Origin of the sequence: Acidipila sp. EB88 (assembly GCF_003858395.1) — a bacterium.
GTDB lineage: Bacteria > Acidobacteriota > Terriglobia > Terriglobales > Acidobacteriaceae > EB88.
Map to the genome: position 1 here is coordinate 1,331,213 of NZ_QWEV01000005.1, position 19,578 is coordinate 1,350,790.

16 protein-coding genes are annotated in these 19,578 nt (G+C 64.1%); 4 read left to right on the forward strand and 12 right to left on the reverse strand.

Annotated features, from left to right (window positions below; all coding sequences use genetic code 11):
- Positions 1-102 precede the first annotated feature (102 nt).
- From D1Y84_RS06425 to D1Y84_RS06460, 9 genes are all read right to left on the reverse strand, one after another.
- Positions 103-1,779: a cytochrome b N-terminal domain-containing protein gene (locus tag D1Y84_RS06425; protein WP_124847778.1), complete on the reverse strand. Its 1,677-nt coding sequence runs from the start codon at positions 1,777-1,779 to the stop codon at positions 103-105.
- The gene (locus D1Y84_RS06430; RefSeq protein ID WP_124847779.1) at positions 1,767-2,378 is read right to left on the reverse strand and encodes a ubiquinol-cytochrome c reductase iron-sulfur subunit; all 612 of its coding nucleotides are present in this window, start codon (positions 2,376-2,378) and stop codon (positions 1,767-1,769) included. The genes D1Y84_RS06425 and D1Y84_RS06430 overlap by 13 nt, the downstream gene beginning before the upstream one ends.
- Entirely contained in the window at positions 2,378-3,160 is a 783-nt protein-coding gene (locus D1Y84_RS06435) for a c-type cytochrome (protein ID WP_124847780.1), read from the reverse strand. The genes D1Y84_RS06430 and D1Y84_RS06435 overlap by 1 nt, the downstream gene beginning before the upstream one ends.
- A complete protein-coding gene (locus tag D1Y84_RS18380) occupies positions 3,160-3,645 on the reverse strand; it encodes a hypothetical protein (RefSeq protein WP_233581192.1) in 486 nt (161 codons plus the stop codon). Before D1Y84_RS18380 ends, D1Y84_RS06435 begins: the two co-directional genes overlap by 1 nt.
- Positions 3,642-4,043, reverse strand: a complete 402-nt coding sequence (locus D1Y84_RS18385) for a hypothetical protein (RefSeq protein WP_233581193.1) — start codon at positions 4,041-4,043, stop codon at positions 3,642-3,644. The genes D1Y84_RS18380 and D1Y84_RS18385 overlap by 4 nt, the downstream gene beginning before the upstream one ends.
- A gap of 33 nt (positions 4,044-4,076) precedes the next feature.
- A complete protein-coding gene (locus D1Y84_RS06445; protein WP_124847781.1) occupies positions 4,077-4,679 on the reverse strand; it encodes a cytochrome c oxidase subunit 3 in 603 nt (200 codons plus the stop codon).
- Positions 4,680-4,813: 134 nt separating this feature from the next.
- Positions 4,814-6,502, reverse strand: a complete 1,689-nt coding sequence (ctaD, locus tag D1Y84_RS06450) for a cytochrome c oxidase subunit I (protein WP_124847782.1) — start codon at positions 6,500-6,502, stop codon at positions 4,814-4,816.
- 21 nt (positions 6,503-6,523) lie between these two features.
- Positions 6,524-7,738 carry a cytochrome c oxidase subunit II gene (gene coxB, locus D1Y84_RS06455; RefSeq protein WP_124847783.1) on the reverse strand — a complete coding sequence of 405 codons (1,215 nt, stop codon included), beginning with the start codon at positions 7,736-7,738 and terminating at the stop codon, positions 6,524-6,526.
- 263 nt (positions 7,739-8,001) lie between these two features.
- Entirely contained in the window at positions 8,002-9,195 is a 1,194-nt protein-coding gene (locus tag D1Y84_RS06460; RefSeq protein WP_124847784.1) for an NAD(P)/FAD-dependent oxidoreductase, read from the reverse strand.
- Between the two features lie 188 nt (positions 9,196-9,383).
- Between D1Y84_RS06460 and D1Y84_RS17885 the strand changes: the two genes are divergently transcribed.
- Complete coding sequence (locus D1Y84_RS17885; protein WP_158615350.1) at positions 9,384-10,799, forward strand: XdhC family protein; 1,416 nt, start codon at positions 9,384-9,386, stop codon at positions 10,797-10,799.
- Positions 10,777-11,391 carry an NTP transferase domain-containing protein gene (locus tag D1Y84_RS06470; protein ID WP_158615351.1) on the forward strand — a complete coding sequence of 205 codons (615 nt, stop codon included), beginning with the start codon at positions 10,777-10,779 and terminating at the stop codon, positions 11,389-11,391. Before D1Y84_RS17885 ends, D1Y84_RS06470 begins: the two co-directional genes overlap by 23 nt.
- 57 nt (positions 11,392-11,448) lie before the next feature.
- On the opposite strand, the gene D1Y84_RS06475 is transcribed toward D1Y84_RS06470, so the two are convergent.
- Positions 11,449-12,936: a S9 family peptidase gene (locus D1Y84_RS06475; RefSeq protein WP_124847786.1), complete on the reverse strand. Its 1,488-nt coding sequence runs from the start codon at positions 12,934-12,936 to the stop codon at positions 11,449-11,451.
- A gap of 311 nt (positions 12,937-13,247) precedes the next feature.
- Here D1Y84_RS06475 and D1Y84_RS06480 point away from each other — a divergent pair, with 311 nt between their 5' ends.
- Both D1Y84_RS06480 and clpB read left to right on the forward strand, forming a co-directional pair.
- Positions 13,248-14,525: a class I SAM-dependent rRNA methyltransferase gene (locus tag D1Y84_RS06480; protein ID WP_124847787.1), complete on the forward strand. Its 1,278-nt coding sequence runs from the start codon at positions 13,248-13,250 to the stop codon at positions 14,523-14,525.
- 214 nt (positions 14,526-14,739) lie between these two features.
- Positions 14,740-17,367 (forward strand): ATP-dependent chaperone ClpB, encoded by a 2,628-nt coding sequence (gene clpB / locus D1Y84_RS06485; protein ID WP_124847788.1) that lies wholly within the window; start codon positions 14,740-14,742, stop codon positions 17,365-17,367.
- A gap of 89 nt (positions 17,368-17,456) precedes the next feature.
- On the opposite strand, the gene prmC is transcribed toward clpB, so the two are convergent.
- On the reverse strand, positions 17,457-18,305 hold the full coding sequence (gene prmC, locus D1Y84_RS06490) for a peptide chain release factor N(5)-glutamine methyltransferase (RefSeq protein ID WP_124847789.1): 849 nt from the start codon (positions 18,303-18,305) through the stop codon (positions 17,457-17,459).
- Positions 18,306-18,327: 22 nt separating this feature from the next.
- Positions 18,328-19,401 carry a peptide chain release factor 1 gene (gene prfA / locus D1Y84_RS06495; protein ID WP_124847790.1) on the reverse strand — a complete coding sequence of 358 codons (1,074 nt, stop codon included), beginning with the start codon at positions 19,399-19,401 and terminating at the stop codon, positions 18,328-18,330.
- Between the last annotated feature and the right edge of the window lie 177 nt (positions 19,402-19,578).

Genomic DNA, 19,578 nt, shown 5'->3' on the forward strand with positions numbered 1-19,578 from the left:
AGACTGCTGCGGTGAGCACGAGTCTGAATGGAGGGAGGTTGCGGGCGAAACAAAGCGGCAGCGCCCACATCGGTCGCTGCCGCCTTCTGGTTCCCACTGCGTTTAGTGAACCAGTGCGGGCACTGTGTTCAGGCTGACGGTGGTGTCGCCGGGCTTTGCGCCGGCCTTGGTGTTGCGGCTGGTGGTCTGTCCCTGCGTCTGCTTCTGGTCCTTTGGAGCCGGCTTGGGATTGCTGTCCGGATGGTTCTCGCCGACGTTCTGCGCGGGTCCATCCCCAGTCAGCGGATTGCCCCGCATGTTGTCGGGCGGTCCGTTGGGCGTTGCCGCATTGCGTGCCGGCTCCTGTCCAAGCGGATGCATCGTTTCCAGAAAGGCCACAATCGCGGTGGTCTGCGCCGGGGACAGGTTCTTGCCATAGGCTGGCATGTTGCCACCACCCTGCAGCACCTGGCGTACCAGCTGGTCGTAGGTCAGGCGGGTTGCAACCGCGTCGAGGCTGGGACCACGCTGGCCGCCCAGTCCACCGACTTCATGGCAGTTGCGGCACTGCTTGCCCTGGAACACGATGGCTCCCTGGCGTTCCAGCGGAAGTTCGGCATGCACCTTTTCAGCCGGCAGCGGGTCGCCGCTCCATGCCGTCATGTGCGGGCTCCATGGCTCGTAGGTACCGAGATGGTTGAGCACAGCGAGGCTGATGGAGAGGAACACCAGGGTGAGCACGGCCACCGGACGACGGCTCCAGTGCTTCTCGCCTTCGCCGGCCACGAATGGCAGAGCGATCAGCACAGCGATACCGATAGGCGGAGCGATCAGCAGGAACGGTGTTTCCAGCGAATCCGGCAGGTACGACAGGATCGAGTATAGCCACAGGAAGAAGTAGTCCGGCTTGGGAGCCGTCTGGATGATGGTCGGGTCGGGCTGTCCGCCGGGGCCGAAGGGTCCAAAGATGATGGCGCACAGGGCCACGGCGCCGTAGATCGCAGCCGAGAAGAACAGGTCCTTCCACACGGCGCCCGGTACAAAGGCGATACCGTCCTTGTGGGCCAGCTCGTTGTACTCGTGCACGTAGGTGGAGCGACGCACGATACGGCCAGGCATCGGCCACTCGTTGATGCCGAGCTTGAGCACCAGCCAGACGTGCAGACCGGCAAAGCCCATCAGCAGGCCCGGGATCACAAACACGTGCAGCGCAAAAAAGCGCGTCAGTGTGGCGCCGCCGATGATGGGACCGCCCAGCAGCGCGTGCACGGCGTAGGGCCCGATGACCGGGACACGGCTGGCGATGGAGGCGCCGATGCCAAGGCCCCAGTAAGCATCCTGGTCGTAACGCAGAACCTGGCCCGTGAAGCCCATGCCCAGCGTGAGAAACAACAGCCCGACACCCAGCAGCCACGTGAGCTCACGCGGGAACTTGTAGGCGCCGAACATGAACACCTGCATCATGTGCACCAGGACCACGGCGATCATGAAGTCGGAGCCCCAGCCGTGCATGGCACGCAGGAACCAGCCGAGGATCAGGTGATTGTTGAGGTAGTTGAGACTTTGCCAGGCTTCGCTGGCAGAAGGGGTATAGACCAGCGCGAGCAGAATGCCGGTGAGAATCTGCAGCACCAGCAGCGCCGTCGCGGCCGAACCGAACACATACCACCAGCTGGCGGTCGACTTTGGCACGGGATGCAGTGCGGACTCCTTGACGAAGCCCTCCAGCTGCACTCGCCGCTCAAGCCAGCCGTACACGTCCAGCGCTGTCTTGGTGGGATTGATATTTAGCCGAGGCATGATTTCTTCCTCTCAACACTTGCCTGGTTAGAGAGCGTGGGGAGCTGGCCGGCGTTGATCTGGATCTCGCCATTCACAAGCTTCCACTGGTACTCGAACATGCCGCGCTCCGGTGGTCCGGCTGCACGCGAGCCGTCCTGGTAGTAGACGCCGCCGTGGCAGGGGCACATGAAGAGACCGGACTGCGGGAACCAGCGGACCGGGCACCCGAGGTGCGCACAGTTGATCGCGAATACCTGGAAGCTCGTGTCGGACAGGCGTCGTACCCAGCACGCGGTGTTGTCGGTGGCGCCGTCGGTGGGTGTTTTATACGGCGTAACAAAGGTCGCAAAGCGGGTCTGCCCATTGGGGAAGCGATCGATATTGCCGAGCGAAACCCAGGACTTGTAGAAACCCTTTTTGCGGAGTGCCGGGCCCAGAACATAGCCGATGACCGGCGCCGTGATGGCGAGACCCACCAGGGCGTTCAGCCCGATGCCGATGTTCATCAATACGCTGCGGCGGGTGACATGGCGGACAGGGATCTCCGCATCAGGCTGACCGTGGTGCTCAGTCTTGATGTTCTCGATCTTGACCAGATGATCTTCTGTTGTGCTCATTACTGACCAGTCCTCCTTTGCAGCTCTGTGCCATTGCCCGTCGGGTGCGGATTGCCTGGTTCCGGAAGCCGGTGCGCGCTCAGCCATGCCACCACGTCAGTGATCTCCGTATCGGAGAGTGGGTGTCCAGGGATGTCGTTCCGGTAATCCGGCTGCCCCAGGTCGGGCCGTCCGGCGATCGTGATCGTACGAAGACCCTGGTTGCTGATCAGCGACAGGTAGGTCGGATCGGTAATCGATCCAGCCTTGCCAGGATGCATCACGGCTCCATTTGCATCGGCTACCCCGTGGCAGCTCGCGCAGGCCTGGGCATAGACCTGGCCTCCGTGAGAAACATCGCCAGGATGAGACGCAGCATAAGGAGGCAGTGCCATACCTACGAGCATAGCGGGCTTGGCCCAGCGCTGACGCATGCCCTTGACGATCACGTTGATCTGGTCATCCGTCAGCAAACCACCCGCCATGGTCGAGAACGCGGGCATCTGGCCGCCGGGGCCGCCATTGGCGCTCCAGTTGTGGATCGTGGCGTCATCGGCGATGCCGTAGTACAGCGGGTTGTTCATGCCGAAGGCTGGGCTGTTCTTGCCTTCCACCCCGTGGCAGCCTGCGCAGTTCTCACCGTAAAGAACGGCGAAGTCCTTCACCTGATCGGGGCGCTCTTCCACTTCGTGAATCTTGGCCGGACCCATCAGCAGGCGCTGGCATCCGGTGGAGCCGAGCATCACTGTTGCCAGCGCCGCCGTGGCTGCGAACTGCTTCCAAAAACTTGCTGCGAACGGCATTAGTGACGCTCCTCCGTGTCGTGGTGCGTCAAGCCGGCAGCTTCCAGGCCGAGTCGCATCGCCAAAGGTAGTTGCTGGGCCCTGCGGACGTACGGCGAACGCGAAACCACGTAGCCTGCCACCAGTCCGAAGGTGAACTGTGAAATCAGGAAGTCTGCCCAGTTGATGTGCTGGCTCAGCGTGGGATTGATCGTCGGCAGCGTGGCAAACAGCAGGCCGGACCAGGCCAGCGGTGCCAGGATGCCACCCAGCAGAACCGGGTGCTTGGGCATCAGCGGCAGGATCGTGCCATACAGCAGGCCAATCAGCACGCAGGAAACCGCATGGATGATGATCGCCACGCCCAGGGCCGCCGCGTGAAACGCACGCAGGTCCTGGATCGAAGGATCATGCCATCCGGCCACACCCGCACCACCAAGAAGGTTGATCGGATACCAGATGGAGTGCTGCGCGATCAGTCCATAGGCTAGCGCCGGGATGATCATCGCGATGCCCCGGCGATGCCGCCCTTGAGGCCGGCCATGACGGTAAAGCCTTCCAACGGCACCACGGTGCGATGATCCGGGCTGACCGAGATGCGCGAGACAGACTTGCGCGAGCTCTCGATGGCGATCTCCTGCACGCGCACTTCGATGCTCTCGTGTGCCTCGTGCGGCAGCACATCCTTGAACCAGCCGACGCAGCCATAGGCCGTCAGCAGGAAACCAAGAATGCTGATGACATAGTGCGTCAGGATGCCGCCGACCAGCAGCGTGAAGCCAAGCGCGACCACGATCGGCCAGGGCGTGGGCTTGGGCAGGTGAATCGCTTCGCCATGCACCGCGCCGTGTGGCTTCACCGGGTCCCCATGGGGTATCTCGACTGTGCTTTCGTGAGAGCTCATTGCTTTATTCCCTTGCCTTCCCTAGCGACGCCACTACCGGCCAATGACATAAACCACCAGAAACACCACCACCCAGACCGCATCGACGAAATGCCAGTACAGGGCAAGCGTCTGGATGCGCTCGCTGTTCTTAGCCGTGATGTGCCCGGTCATGCCGAAGAGCCACAGCGTGATCAGCATGATCAGGCCGATGATGACGTGCGACGCATGCAGCCCGACCAGCGAGTAGAACGTGGTACCGAACAGGTTGGTCTGCAGCGTCAGGCCGTCGTGGTAGATCAGCTTGTACCACTCGGCACCCGTGTATCCCAGAAAGATGAGACCGAGTGCGATGGTCGCTCCGAGCCATGCATTGAATTTCTGGATCTGCCCATGCTCAACCGCCTGCTCGGAAAGCCAGATCGTCAGCGAACTCGAAAGCAGGCAGATCGAGCTGATGATCGGAATCTCCAGCACTTCGCGCGGTTGCGGGCCCCACTGGCTTTTGCCGATATAGAACAGGTAAGCCAGCACAAACATGGCGAAGATGGCCGACTCGCCGATGATCAGGCAGATCATGCCGACCTTGCCCTTGTTGGGCAGATGCCATGGCTGTTCGAGCTCGTGTGCAACAACCGGGACAGTAATGGTGCTCATGCAGGCTCTTCCTCGATCACGTCTTTAAGTACCTCGGCTGAAAATTCAGCCAGTCTTGCAGCTGGTGCCTTGATCCGTATCCCATGCCAAACGGGACTGTGCGGCGGTGACGGGAGTCCCGTCACCGCGCGCCTTTATTCGTACTTCCAGTCCGGGTCGTCCGGGTGCTTCAGGTCCCACAGCGGACGGCGGCTCGAAACCACCGGCTCCACCGCGAAGTTGTACTCGGGCGGTGGCGATGCGGTCGCCCACTCCAGCGTCCAGGCATCCCACGGATCCGGTCCGGCTTCCTCACCGTGCAGTGCCGAATAGACCATGTTGTACAGGAAGATCGCGACGGCAATGGCCTGGAAGATGCCGCCGATCGAAACGATCAGGTTCCAGGTACCCCAGCCACGGCTCGGCTCGTAGGTGTAGATCCAGCGCGGCATGCCCAGAATGCCCGGGACGTGCATGAAGTCGAACGTGAGATGGAAGCCAATCAGGAACAGCCAGAAGTGCAGCTTGCCCAGCTTCTCGTCCATCATGCGTCCGGAAACCTTGGGATACCAGTAATACAGTGCCGCAAAAATGTTGAAGACGATCGAGCCGACCAGCACGTAGTGGAAGTGCGCCACCACGAAGTAGGAGTTGTGCAGTTGCCAGTCCCAGGGTGAGGCCGAAAGCATGATGCCGGTGAGGCCCGAGATCAGGAACTGGAACACAAAGGCCGTGCAGAACAGCATGGGGGTCGCGAAGCGCAGCTTGCCGCCCCACATCGTGGCCAGCCAGTTGAAGATCTTGATGCCGGTCGGCACCGCGATGATCATGGTCGACAACGTAAAGAAGGCGTTGGCCGCGGAGGTCATGCCGACGGTGAACATGTGGTGCGCCCACACGCCGACCGAGATGAACACGATACCGACCGAGGCAGCAACCATGGCGGGGTACCCGAACATTGCCTTGCGCGAGAAGACCGGAATGATCTCGTTCGCGATGGCGAAGGCAGGCAGCACCAGGATGTAGACCTCGGGGTGGCCGAAGATCCAGAAGAAGTGCGCCCAGATCAGCGCCGAGCCGCCGGCCTGCGCGTCAAAGAAGTGTGCGCCCAGGTAGCGGTCGAGTTCCAGCATGACCTGCGCCGCGGTCAGCGGGGTGATGGCGATCAGGGTCAGGGCAGACACGCACAGCATCAGCCAGCAGAACAGCGGCAGGCGCATCATCGTCATGCCCTTGCAGCGCATGGAAATGGTAGTAGCCACGATGTTGATCGCGGTACCCAGCGTGCCCCAGCCGGTCACAAACAGGCTCAGCGCCCAGAAGTCCACCGCGTGACCCTGCGAGTAGGTGCGGGTCGTCAGCGGCGCGTAGGCAAACCAGCCCACGTCCGGGGCAGAACCCTGCCCGTACAGCCCAAAGCCGCCAATAAAGGAGTAGTACAGCATGATGCCGCCGAATGCTGTCAGCCAGAAAGACAACGCATTCAGGCGGGGAAACGCCATATCCCGGGCGCCAATCATGAGCGGCACCAGGTAGTTGGCGAACCCGAACAGGATCGGCATGCCCACCAGGAAGACCATCGTGGTGCCGTGCATGGTGAACATGCGGTTGTAGACTTCCGGCGACACGAAGTGGCTGTTCGGCTGTGCCAGCTGGAGGCGGATGATCATCGCCTCGGTCCCGCCCACGATCAGGAAGAACAGCGAGTACAGCACGTACAGGATGCCGAGGCGCTTGTGATCCACGGTAATGACCCAGCCATGGAGCCACTCGCGGAAGGTACCTTCCGCGGCCCGGTCTGGAGTCAGGTCAAGCGACCCGATTGGAAGCGATGCGTCAGCCATTGTCGATCTGCTCCTCTGCTGCTACTTCAAGCTCGTTAGGTACAGGGAAACCTGTTCCAGCTGGGTCTCAGTGAGCTGCATCGGCGGCATCAGCGCGCCTTCCTTGAGATCGCTGGGGTTACGAATCCATGCCTTGAGGTTGGAAACATTGTTGGCAACGATGCCCGAACCAAGGGTCTCGCGGCTGCCGAAGTGGGTCAGGTCAGGGCCGAAGCGCCCATTGGCTACAGTGCCCTGCACCGCGTGACAGTTCATGCAGGCGTTGGTCTGGAAGACCTGCTTGCCGACCGCCACCTGGTTCATGCTGGCCTCGCCCGGCGCCTGTGCGGGCACGGCCTGCGGCGATGCCTGCTGCGCCTGCTCAAAGCTGGCGGGTTGGAGACCGCCGGCGTTCACCGGCACCGACTGGCTGCCCTGTGCATCGCCCTGCTGCTCAACCGCGGGCTGCTGCTGGCGCGTGATCCAGCGCTGAAACTCGTCCGGCGTATCAACATACACGCGCAGAAGCATCTTGGCATGCTCGACACCGCAGAACTGGCCGCACTGACCGACATACAGCCCGGGCACATGCGGATCGATCCACATCTCGTTGACGTGATCGGGAATCGAGTCCACCTTGCCGGCAAGCTGCGGCACCCAGAAGGAGTGCCAGACGTCCGCCGACTGCAGCTTCATAAACGTGGGCTGCGGACGTTCCTTGGTGCTCATAGGTACGTGCAGTTCGTTGGCGATCACCACGCCGTACTTCGGGTACCGGAACTCCCACCAGAACTGGTGACCAACCACGGTCACATCAATCGCGTTCTTGGGCTTGGGATTGTCCTGGATCGCGAAGATCATCCGGGCCGTGGTTAGAAACAGCACCACGACGAGGATCACCGGGATGATGGTCCATGCCAGCTCCACCTGGGGCGAGCCATAGATCTGTGCCGGCTCTGTCTCGGTCGGTTCCTTTTCGCGGAACTTCCAGACGACGTACGCCCAGATGCCGCCCACCACCAGCAGAATGCCGCCGGTAATCGCGAGCACAAACAGGCTCATTACGTACTCCTGCTGGGCAGGAGTGGAGGTCGGCGCAAACATGTTGGGTGTCGGCGAGGGCTTGTTCTCGCCCCAGCCAACGGCCGCGACGAGCAAAGACATGCAAAGCAAAGCGGCGGAACGCATGCCGCGTTGCAGCAACAGCCTGCGCGCGTCGAGAGCTGGCAGCGGCGGCAGTAGGTTGCATTTCAACATGTAGGTGCGCCTTTCTTCCCATTCCGGGAGTGCGCCGGGCGCGGCGTCGGTACTTGCTTGACTACTCTTGATGAACCCGGGGACAGTCATGCGGGGGATACCTCGACACACGCACGCCCGCGTCTGCCCGCCCTGCTCACTTCCTCCCTCATCCTAGCAGCTAGAAACAAGGCCCAGAGGTTGCAATTGAGGTGGCAACTTCAACACATCCACCCCATCCACAGCGCGCCCTGCACCGCGGGAATACACCCGCCTGCTTCGGCTCACCCGGCAGGGCCGGAGCGACCCGCGAGGGCAGCGGCGAAACGCACGCCGCGCAGAAGCATGCCCAGGCTCAGGCCTTCCGCGTAGGCCTGCAACACAGCCCTGGGTACCAGTGGTAACCGCATCAGGCGAAATCCCCGTGCGGGCTCCGCGAAGAAGCGATGGGCGGCATGCTCAGCCACCGCAAGATCTGCCCGGAGCGTGCGGGATGCGGCCACAAACGCTGTTCCGGCGGATGGCCCATCAGGCTTCGATACTTCGACTCGCCGCCCTGCAGTCTTCACCCTGCCGAGGCCATGTTGCACCGCCGCGGCGACTGCCTGGCCGCTGCGGATCGCACCATAGATGCCCTCGCCGGTGAGCGGGTCCACAAAGCCGGCAGCGTCGCCTGCCAGCAGCACGCGGGTCCGAGGCGCGGGCTCATACCGCGCGGCGCCAAGCCCCAGAAACTGGCCGACCGGCCGCGTGATCGTGCGCCCCTCGCCACATCGCAGCTCGATATAGCGGAGGAGCGCCGAGCGATTCACATGCGCGGCAGCATCGCCGGCAGCGCTCTCCATATACAGGCCGACATTGACATGGTTGTCGCGTGGAAACAGCCAGCCGTACCCGCGGGGCGCCGCGGCGAAATCAAACAGCAGCGGAAACTGCTCCTTGGCATAGGCGTGGGGCACATTGGCCTCCACCGCAAAACCGGTGCGGAACCAGCGCGCGCCGGTAGTGAGCGCGCGCACCCGGCTGTGCACGCCGTCGGCTCCGATCAGAAAGCGGGCCGTGAGCGGCTCCGCGCCGGCCAGGTGCAGCACCACCCGGTCGGCCTCCTCCGCCACGGCGGTGAGCGCAGATACCTGCCGGAACTCCACCCCGCGGGCCCGCGTCTGCTCCAGGCAAAAGGCGTCCAGTTCCTCACGCACCGTCATCGCGCATACAGGTCGGGTTCGGCCGACATCGACCGATGAGCCGGCCCGCTCTTCCAGCACGATGCGGTTCTGCCAGGTGCGCACTACCGGCGCAATGGAGTAGCGCAAGGCACGCACGGCCTTGATGGTCAGGCCGCCGGCACATGCTTTAGGTCGCGGGAATACGGCCTTGTCTACCAGCAGTACGCGGCGGCCGGCTGCGGCGAGGTCAAAGGCCGCCGCGCACCCGGCCGGCCCGGCCCCCACCACAATCGCGTCCCAGATCTCAGCCATTGCTGCTCCTCTATACCCGTCATGCCTTGCCAAACCTGAGGTCGGCCTGTCTGCGCAGGGCGATGTCCTCCAAGATTATCGAGCACACCCCCGCCGGATGCCTGCGCCTCTAGCCGTGAGTTCACGGGAACTCACCCGATGCTCACTCGGCGAAGCACTGCGTGGTCGCGGCGCATCTACTTCGAGAGATGGGTGAAATCGCACAGATCCTGGCGTTATGGCGACGCGCGCAATCGCGCGGCGAGCGGGTGTGCCTGGCTACAGTGGTTCACGTGGAAGGCTCCTCGTACCGGAAGCCGGGCGCACGCATGCTGGTGAGCGCAGGCGGGGAGCGTGCCGGAACAATCAGCGGCGGCTGCCTCGAGGCCGAGGTAAGCCGCAAGGCCTGGTGGCTCACCGCCAACGGCTCCGTGGTGGAGCGATACCAGAGCTCGTTCGACGATGACGGCGAAGGCATTGCCTGGGGACTGGGCTGCGGAGGCACCGTCTGGGTGCTGCTCGATCCGAAACCGGCGACGGTGCTGCAGGCGCTGGCACAGAGCTTCGAGCAGGGCGTGGGTGCGGCGGTGGTGTCGCGCCTGCAAGCGCCCGCCGGAACGCGGCTGATTGCGACGGAGCAAGAGCGCGCGGCTTTCAGCGAAGAGCTCTTGCAGCACGGGGATCCGCCTCCAGATAGAGCCCGCCTGCACGCAGCCGCGCTCGATGCGCTCGACCGTCGCCAATGCTCCGCGCTTGACCAGCACCTTGTACCGAACGACCCTGCGCCGGACACCGCGCCGGCATTTTTCGTCGAATACCTCGCTCCGCCGCCTCGCCTGTCCATCTTTGGCGCTGGCGATGATGCACGGCCGATCGCCCGCTTTGCCGAGGCGCTGGGCTGGCGGGTCGCGGTGGCTGACGGGCGTTCGCACCTGCTGCGGCAGGAGCGATTTCCGGAAGCTGCAGAGCTGCGGCTGCTGCAGTACAACACCGCCGGCAACAACTCGCCGGTACTCTGCGGATTGAACGAGCCTTTGGCGACCGCGGAACTCCCGGTCGCAGAGGCGGGAACGGACGGCGACCGCACCGGACTTCCAGCCAGCGTTTCGGGCAGCACCGTCGCAACAAGCGCAGTCGAGCCCGAGGTGCAACCGGGTGAGCTTGCCGTGATCCTCACCCATTCGTTTGAACAGGACCGCGCGCTGCTCACCGCGCTGCTGCCGAAGCCGCTTGCGTACCTCGGCATTCTGGGGCCGCGCCATCGCACCCTGCGGCTCCTTGAAGACGTGGCCCCAGCGCTGGGCTGGACGGTGGATGCGTGCTTTGCGCGGCTTCACTCCCCCATCGGCATTGACCTGGGCGCGCGAGACCCGGCTGCCATCGCGCTTTCCATCGTTGCGGATCTGCAGGCAACTCTGACCGGACGGCACGTCGCGGTCACGCGTGCGCGCGACCCGAAACCCGCATCACCGGGTGGCGGCACCCACCGGTACCCGGGCCAAGCGCCCGCTGCAGTCTCGGCGATGGCGAGCCTCATGTCGGAGCCGCAGGCCGGACTACTCTCCGACCCGTCAGTCGGAATACTTCCCATCGAAGCCGACCGTGCAGCCAACAAGCGCGCCTGACGCCCCAGGGTGCGCAGCGATCCTGCTGGCAGCCGGTTCCTCCACGCGCCTCGGCCAGCCCAAGCAGCTTGTGTCCTACCAGGGAGAGCCCCTGGTCGCCCGCGCCGCCCGGCTGGCACTTGCGGCAGGCGCGTCGCCCGTAGTCGTCGTGGCCGGGCCGCACACAGCAGCCTGCCGCGAAGTTCTGGCCACACTCTCGGTGCAGATCATGGAAAACCCGGAACATGCGGCGGGTATGGGCAGCAGCCTGCGTTTGGGCATGCAGAGCCTCCAGTCCCTGCAGGAGCCGCGTCCCGCGCGCGTGCTCGTGATGGTTTGCGACCAGCCACTGCTGCGCGTGGAGCATCTCCGGTTGCTGCTGGACGCCGATTGCCCCGATGGCATTGCGGCGGCGTCGTACGGAGAAGAGCCTCGCCGGGTGGGCGTGCCGGCCGTGTTCGACCGGCGCCACTTTGCCGCGCTCGCGGCGGCCACCGGCGACCAGGGTGCCCGCGCACTGCTGCGCAGCCTGCCCGTCACGGCAGTGCCGATCCCCGAAGCCGCCATGGATGTCGACACCCCGGACGACCTCGCACGGCTGCGTAGCCGGTAACCAGGGAGCTGGAACACCCTGGACGGCCCGCACCGTTCCTGGGTTCATCCATGCGGGCTACTGCGGCTTGCCCACGGTCTTCGGCTGGGTCGGCACGGCATTTGGCTCCTGGTGCACAGGCTTCTGCCCCGCGGCATCCGGCAGACGACCCGGCTCCGGCCGGGCGCCTCCGTCGCTCCACGACACCAGCTCGTCAAAAGCAGCGCCCACCTGCTCGGGCGTGACGTTGCAGTGCCCGTCGCGGTCCACATACTGCTGCACAAAGCGGTCCCCGACCCCCAGCCGGCGGGTCAGCTCGTCGTAGTAGCCGGCGGTCGAAGCCGGCACCAGCGGATCATACGTCGTGTGCAGTGCCAGCAGCGGCCGCCGCAGGTTGCCCGAAGGGGAGCCGTACTCCGCTACGTAATGGAGCGCCCTGGCATCGGCGGCATAGCGCCGTACCCGCGCGTTCAAAGCATTGTCATCGGTGGTGCCGGTATAGATCAGGTTGCGGTTGTCGAACGGGTTGCCGCCTGCCTTGTTCCGCAGATCCTGGATCACGAAGGTGTTGAAGACCAGCACATCGGCCAGGCCGCGGTTAGTGTGGATATCCGCAAGTGAGCGCAGCAGCGCGGCCTCGGCCGCGTGCGCGTCGAGCGCCTTTTCCACCACGGATGCGGTCGCCGGATCGTTCATGTGGAAGCCCGCGGGAATGTGTTCCACGTCCGGCAATATCCCAGGAAAGAACGCATCGAAGGCGACGCGATTGGCAAAGGCGCGCTGCATGATGGCATCGGCCGGGGCGAGCACACCGCAGATCGCCAGCCCCCCGGCGTAGTCATGCGGGTTCTGCTCCAAGGAAAGCACGGTGAGCAGGCCGCCCATGGACTGCCCCACGATAAAGGTGCGCTGCGGGGAGCCGTTGCGCTTGCTGAAGTAGTGGCGCAGCGCATCGGCGTCGCCGGGCGCGGTGGCAATGGCCCATCCGCCGCTGCGGTAGCCGGGTTGCGCCACCGCGTAGCCACGCTGCAGCAGCTGCGTAACCAGCCGCGTCGGCGGGTACGGCGCATTCGTCGCCGGGTTGGGGCGAAACACCTCGGGCTCCGGCTGGTAGCCGTGGTAGTAGAGCACCAGCTGCCGGTTCCATCGCGCGCCGGTTCCGGAGGCGTTCTCGCCGGAGGGCACATCAATGCGAAAATCCGAACCGCCCAGGTCGCCTTCTTCCGTTTTCACGGCAACGGCGGCGGCGGCGCGCGTCGGCTGGGCCGATTCCGTCTCCGAGAGCTGCGACAGCCCGGTCGGCTTAGGAGGCGCGGCCCGGGGAGGCACCACGCCCTGCGGCGCGCCGACCGCCTGCGCCATGCCGCGCGTCGGCCACTGCAGCCCGGCGACCGCTGCAAGCGACAGTGCCAGGCCCAGCACAATGCGGGCCGAGGCCGGGTGGCGGCTAGCGGGGTGGCTGCCGGGCGCGCGGCCGGATAGAACAGCGGCGTAGCCGGACCGCCTGTGCTGGAGCGGGAGAACGTTGCGGGCGGAGTGCGGGCAGTCTTGGTGTGCACACTTCATTGCAAGCGAGTCTACCGCTGCGGCCTTGTGCGTGGATGCGTGCGCGGCAGCGCTGCCTGCCTGTGGGCAGCAGCGGGACGGGGCGTGGCACGCTCCTTGCCCCCACATGGCAGCTTTCCAGCAGATGCCGTTGCAAAAGGAGGCCTCTGGCCGCCGCGTATTCGGCCTTGTGGGATCAGCCAAATTCCGGGAAGACCGCGCAGCAGGCCGCGACCAGAGGCACGATTAAAGGCACGACCAGGGAACCGTCTCCACGGCAGAACGATGCGGCGTGCAGCACATGGACGTTAAAACGCCCGTACCATAGAGATATGCCCACTTCAAGCTATCCACGCCATCCCGCTCCCCCGATCACCCCTCGCTTTGGAGCCACAGTCTCACGCCGTGCGGCGGAGCGTTTGCTGGCGGGTCATGTCTGGGTGTACCAGTCCGATGTTCTCGCCATGGGCGGTCCCGGCGGCAAGGAAGAGGCCGTCGCGCCCGGGCTCGTGCCCGTGCACGACCAGGGCGGCCGCATGCTTGGCACGGCACTGTGGAGCCCGACCTCGCAGATCTCGCTGCGCCTGGTTTCCCGGGAACACCTGGACCCCACGGCCTGGATTCCCCTGCTGCGCCAGCGCCTGCAGGCTGCTTTTGAGCGCCGCGAAGCCCTGCTCGACGAAGGCACCGACTCCTGCCGCCTCGTGTTCTCCGAGGCTGACGAACTGCCTGGCATCATCATCGACAAATACGCCGGCATCGCCGTGTTTCAGCTGCTGGCCGCCGGGCTGGACACTGCAGCCGTACGCGAGGCAGTGGTGGAAGAGCTTTCCACCGGCATTGCCGGGCTCCGCACCGTGCTGGAGCGGCCAGACCCGCGCATTCGCGAGCTGGAATCGCTGGCCGCGCCCGCGCTGGGACCGCTCTGGAGTGCCACCGGCCCCCTCGAGGACGCGGAAACAGCCAACGAGTTCCGACTGAACGGCCTGCGCTTTCACCACGATTCCAACGCCGGCCAGAAGACCGGCGCTTTCCTCGACCAGCGCCTGAACTACCGCCTGGCAGCCCAGTACGGCCACGGTGAGGCGCTCGATGTCTGCACCTACCAGGGCGGGTTTGCGCTCCATCTGGCAACCACCTGCCGCTCGGTCACCGGGCTCGATACCTCGGAGGCCGCGCTCGAGGTTGCCGAGCGCAATCTCGAGCTGAACCGCGAAGCTCTGGGCGGTATCGAGGTGGACTGGGTCAAGGGCGACGCCTTTGCCGTGCTGCGGGACTGGAGCGATAACGGGTCGGAGTACGACACCATCGTGCTGGACCCCCCTGCATTTGCCAAGACCAAGCGGGCTGCCGATAATGCCATGCGCGGCTATAAAGAGTTGAATCTGCGGGCTTTTCAGATGCTGCGCCCTGGCGGAACACTGGTGACCTGCTCCTGCTCGCACCACGTGTCGCTGCAGGATTTTCAGGACGTGGTCGCGGCGGCCGCGGGGGACGCGGGTCGCAGAGTTCGGCTGGTGGAAAGAACCGGAGCGGCGCTGGATCACCCGGTGATCCTGACCATCCCGGAGACCGAGTACTTGAAGTGCTTAGTGCTTGAAGTGGAGTAGCGCTTTAAAGCTTGATGGAAACCGACTCACATTTCCTGCATCCAGTTGAGACAGGCCTGCGTCTATACAGGAGTGACCGGGTGCCACAAGCCTGCAGTACGCAGGCAGGCGACTAGGCACGGAGTTCTCCGGTTGATCTTTCTTTCTGGAACGATCACACAGAGAACTCCGGCCCGACGCAGGGCAAGCAAGAGATCTGATCCGAGGTTTATCCATGGCCATCCGCTGGGACAAGTTCACCGTGAAATCCCAGGAAGCCGTACAGGCCGCAAATGCTGTCGCGGCCGACAACGGCAACCCTGAACTGCAGCCGCTGCACCTTCTGTCCACGCTGCTGGCAGACCGCGAAGGCGTGATCCTGCCGGTGCTGGAAAAGCTGGGCGTGCCCACCACGCAGCTCGACGCAAAGATCAAGGAATCCATCACCAATCTGCCCAAGGTAGCGGGCGGCGCGCAGCAGCCGGCCATGAGCCAGGCCTTGCAGCGCGTGCTCGACCAGGCCAGCAAGGAAGCTGACAACTTCAAGGACGAGTACATCTCCACTGAGCACCTGCTGCTCGCGCTCGCCGAGGCAAAGAAGGATGGCGCGGGCCTGCTGCTGGCCTCGTTCGGTGCGACGCACGACGCGATCCTCAAGAGCCTGCAGGCAATCCGCGGCTCGCAGCGCGTCACCGATCCGAACCCCGAGGCGAAATACCAGTCGCTTGAGAAATACGCGAAGGATCTGACGGAGCTTGCGCGTCGCGGCAAGCTTGACCCCGTAATCGGGCGCGACGAGGAGATCCGCCGCGTGATCCAGGTGCTGTCGCGCCGCACCAAGAACAACCCCGTGCTGATCGGCGAGCCCGGCGTCGGCAAGACGGCGATCGTCGAGGGACTCGCGCGCCGCATCGTGTCCGGCGACGTGCCGGAAATTCTGCGCAACAAGAAGGTCGTTTCGCTCGACCTGGGTTCGATGCTGGCCGGTGCCAAGTATCGCGGCGAGTTTGAAGACCGCCTCAAGGCGATTCTCAAGGAAATTGAAGACTCGCACGGCGCGATCATCCTGTTCATCGACGAGCTGCATACCCTGGTCGGCGCGGGCGCAGCGGAAGGCGCGATCGACGCGGCCAACATGCTGAAGCCTGCCCTTGCGCGCGGCGAGCTGCGTGCGATCGGCGCGACCACGTTGAACGAGTACCGCAAGTACATCGAGAAGGATGCCGCGCTTGAGCGGCGTTTCCAGATGGTGTACGTGGGTGAGCCCAACGTGGAGGACACGGTCGCGATCCTGCGCGGACTGCGCGAGCGCTACGAGTCGCACCATAAGGTCCGCATCAAGGATGCGGCGATTGTGGCCGCGGCGACGCTCTCGCACCGCTATATCTCCGACCGCTTTCTACCCGACAAGGCCATCGACCTGGTGGACGAAGCAGCGGCATCGCTTGCGATCCAGATCGGCTCGGTGCCTGAGGAGATCGACGCGCTGGAGCGGTCGATGACCTCGCTCGAGATCGAGAAGGCAGCGCTGCGCCGCGAGACCGACGCCAACTCGAAGGAGCGCACACAGGCTGTCGAGAGTGAACTGGCCGAGCTGCGTGAGCGGGCTACCGGGTTGCGCGCACGCTGGCAGAAAGAGCGCGAAGCGATTACGCGGCTGAGCGAGGTGAAGCAGCGCGTGGAAGCACTGCGCTTTGAAGCGGAAGAACAGACACGGCTCGGCAGGCTTGAGCGCGCCGCACAGATCCAGTACGGCGACTTACCTCGCCTCGAAACAGAGCTGCGCGAGTTGAACGCAGTGCAGGACGCGATGGCGACCGGCCAGCGCATGCTCAAGGAAGAGGTGGACGAGGAAGATATCGCGGCCATCGTGAGCAAGTGGACCGGCATTCCTATCTCGAAGATGCTCGAGGGCGAAGTGAAGAAGCTGGTCGCGATGGAGTCGCGCCTGCGCGAGCGTGTGGTCGGCCAGGATGAAGCCCTCTCTTCCGTTGCGAATGCGATTCGCCGCTCGCGTGCCGGTCTCAGCGATCCGAAGCGGCCGATCGGCAGCTTTCTTTTCCTCGGACCGACGGGTGTGGGCAAGACCGAAACAGCGCGTGCGCTGGCGGAGTTCCTGTTTGACGATGAGCAGTCCATGGTGCGCATTGACATGTCGGAGTACATGGAAAAGCACGCGGTTGCGCGTCTCATCGGTGCGCCTCCGGGCTATGTCGGCTTTGATGAGGGTGGCCAGCTGACCGAGGCGGTGCGCCGCAGGCCGTACGCGGTGATCCTGTTCGACGAGATCGAGAAGGCGCACCCGGATGTGTTCAACGTGCTGCTGCAGGTGCTGGATGACGGGCGCCTTACCGACGCGAAGGGTCGCACCGTGGACTTCAAAAACACCGTGCTGATCATGACGTCAAACCTTGGGGCGCATGTACTGCAGGGCGAAGCGCTTGAAAACGAGACGGCCTGGGACATTGCGCGCGAAGATGTGATGGAAGTGCTGAAGGCACACTTCCGCCCCGAGTTTCTGAACCGCGTGGACGACATCGTGATGTTCCGTCCGCTGGGCGAGGAGCAGTTGACGCACATCGTGAACCTGCGGCTTGAAGATATGAAGCGCCTGCTCGCCGATCGCAAGATCACGCTGTCATTGACCGAGGGCGCGCAGCACCAGTTGCTCATGACTGGCTACGACCGCGCGTATGGCGCGCGACCGTTGAAGCGCGCGATCCAGAAGCTGATCCAGGATCCGCTGGCGATCAAGATCCTTGATGGCGAGGTGCTGCATGGGGATCGAGTGCTGGTCGATGCGGATCCGCTCAACAACCGGCTGCTGTTCAAAGTAGAGAATCGCGAAGCGGTACCGGTGTAAGTCAGGGTAAGTCAGCCCGCGGCCACGTTGCACCGGTCTTCCTTAAAGACCGGTGCGGCATGGCCGCTTGTTCGTGCGCCTCGTTCTATCTATCGAGCGCGGGCAATCGCGACGCGCGCGATGCCTTGCAGGTCGGGCAAGAACTCCGGCGTTGTCCAGGCCGCATCCTGCCTGAACAGGGCCTCGATCGCCGGCTGCTGCCCCGCGCCGATCTCGATCGCGAACAGGCCGCCCCGCCTGAGCAGCGCGCGTGCCTGCGGCAGCAGGCGCTGGTAAATATCGAGTCCTTCGCTCCCGGCAAACAGGGCGGAGTGCGGCTCCCACTGCACTACCTGGGGTTCGAGCACCTCGGTCGCCGGCACATAGGGCGGGTTTGAGACGATGCAGTCGAAGCTCTTACCCTGCACGGCGGCGAGCAGATCGGAATGCAGGAAGCGCATGCGCCCGTCGAGCCCGTGCCTGCGAGCATTGCGCTGCGCGACCTCCAGGGCTGCCACGGATAGATCGAGCGCATCGAGTTGCGCCAGCGGCAAGGCATGCGCGAGCGCGATAGCGATGGCGCCCGAGCCCGTGCCGACGTCGGCGATATGCAAAGGATGATCGTTGGGAACACGTGCGAGCACGGCTTCGACCAGGTGCTCGGTTTCAGGTCGCGGAATCAGCACTGCCGGTGTGACATGCAGGCCGAGCCCGTAGAACTCCTGCTCGCCGATGATGTACTGGACGGGCTCGTGCCGCAGGCGACGTTCGATGAGCGCTTCGTAAGCTGCCTGCTGCGCAACGGTAAGCACGTCGTCGTGATGCGCCAGCAGCCATGCGCGATCACGCTGCGCGACGAAGCGAAGCAGAAGCTCAGCGTCCCAGCGTGCTGTGTGCGCATCATGAGCCGCGGACACAAGACGCGCAGCGGCAGCAGCAAGCGCGGCGCGGATCGTCATACCCGATCAGGAAGCGGGCGGCTTACGCCGCCTCGGCTTCACCCTTCAAACGCTCCGCGTTAAAGTGAGAGATCACGGCATCGATCACCGGCTGCATCCTGCCTTCCATTACCTCGGCAAGCTGGTGCAGCGTAAGGCCGATGCGATGGTCGGTAAGACGGTTCTGCGGGAAGTTATACGTGCGAATCTTCTCGCTTCGATCACCCGTGCCGACCTGTGACTTACGCTGCGCGGCTTCGATCTGATGCAGGCGTTCCTGCTCCACGTCGTACAGGCGCGAACGCAGGACGCGCATTGCTTTCTCACGGTTCTTGATCTGCGACTTCTCGTCCTGGCAGCTCACCACGGTGTTGGTGGGCAGGTGCGTGATGCGGATCGCGGAGTACGTCGTGTTCACCGACTGGCCACCCGGGCCGGAGGAACAGAAAGTATCGATGCGGAGATCTTTCTGCTCGATCTTGATGTCGACCTCTTCGGCCTCGGGCAGAACCGCCACGGTGATCGCGGAGGTGTGCACGCGACCCTGGGTTTCAGTCGCCGGTACGCGCTGTACGCGGTGCACGCCGCTCTCGTATTTCAGCTGCGAGTACACGCCGTTGCCCTCGATCAGGAACGAGACTTCCTTGAGGCCGCCTACCGAGCTTTCCGAGCTGGTCAGGATCTCGACCTTCCAGCGATGCAGTTCGGCAAACCGCGTGTACATGCGGTATACCTCAGCGGCAAACAGGGAAGCCTCATCGCCTCCGGTGGCTGCGCGAATCTCCACGACGACGTTCTTCTCGTCGTTGGGATCCTTGGGCAGCAGCAACACCTTGAGCGCTTCTTCCACGGCAGGCAGCCGCTCTTCGAGCTGCGCGAGTTCTTCCTCGGCCATGGCGCGCATCTCGGCGTCGTCTTCGGTCAACATGGCCTTGGCTTCGGCGATGCCGTCGACGATGGCGCGGTACTGGTGATAGCCGTCGACCAGCGGCTCCAGGTCGCGGTGCTGCTTTGCGACTTTCTGGTAGCGCTGCTGGTCGCTCGTGATTTCGGGCTCGGCGAGCTGCTGCCCCAACTCCTCGTAACGAGCGACGATTTGTTCCAGACGTTCGAACATAGTGAGAACCCCTCAAGGGTGCGGCTTGCAATGTGGCTGCAAGCATAAACGGATAGATAGATCAGATAGGAATGCGGACACAGGGGCGCGGGCGGCAGGAACCGCTAGAGAAGGGCGCCAAAAGGCCGAGGCGTGCGCATGTGTATAGCTTACCAAAGCAGTTTTCGCGCAGCCAGT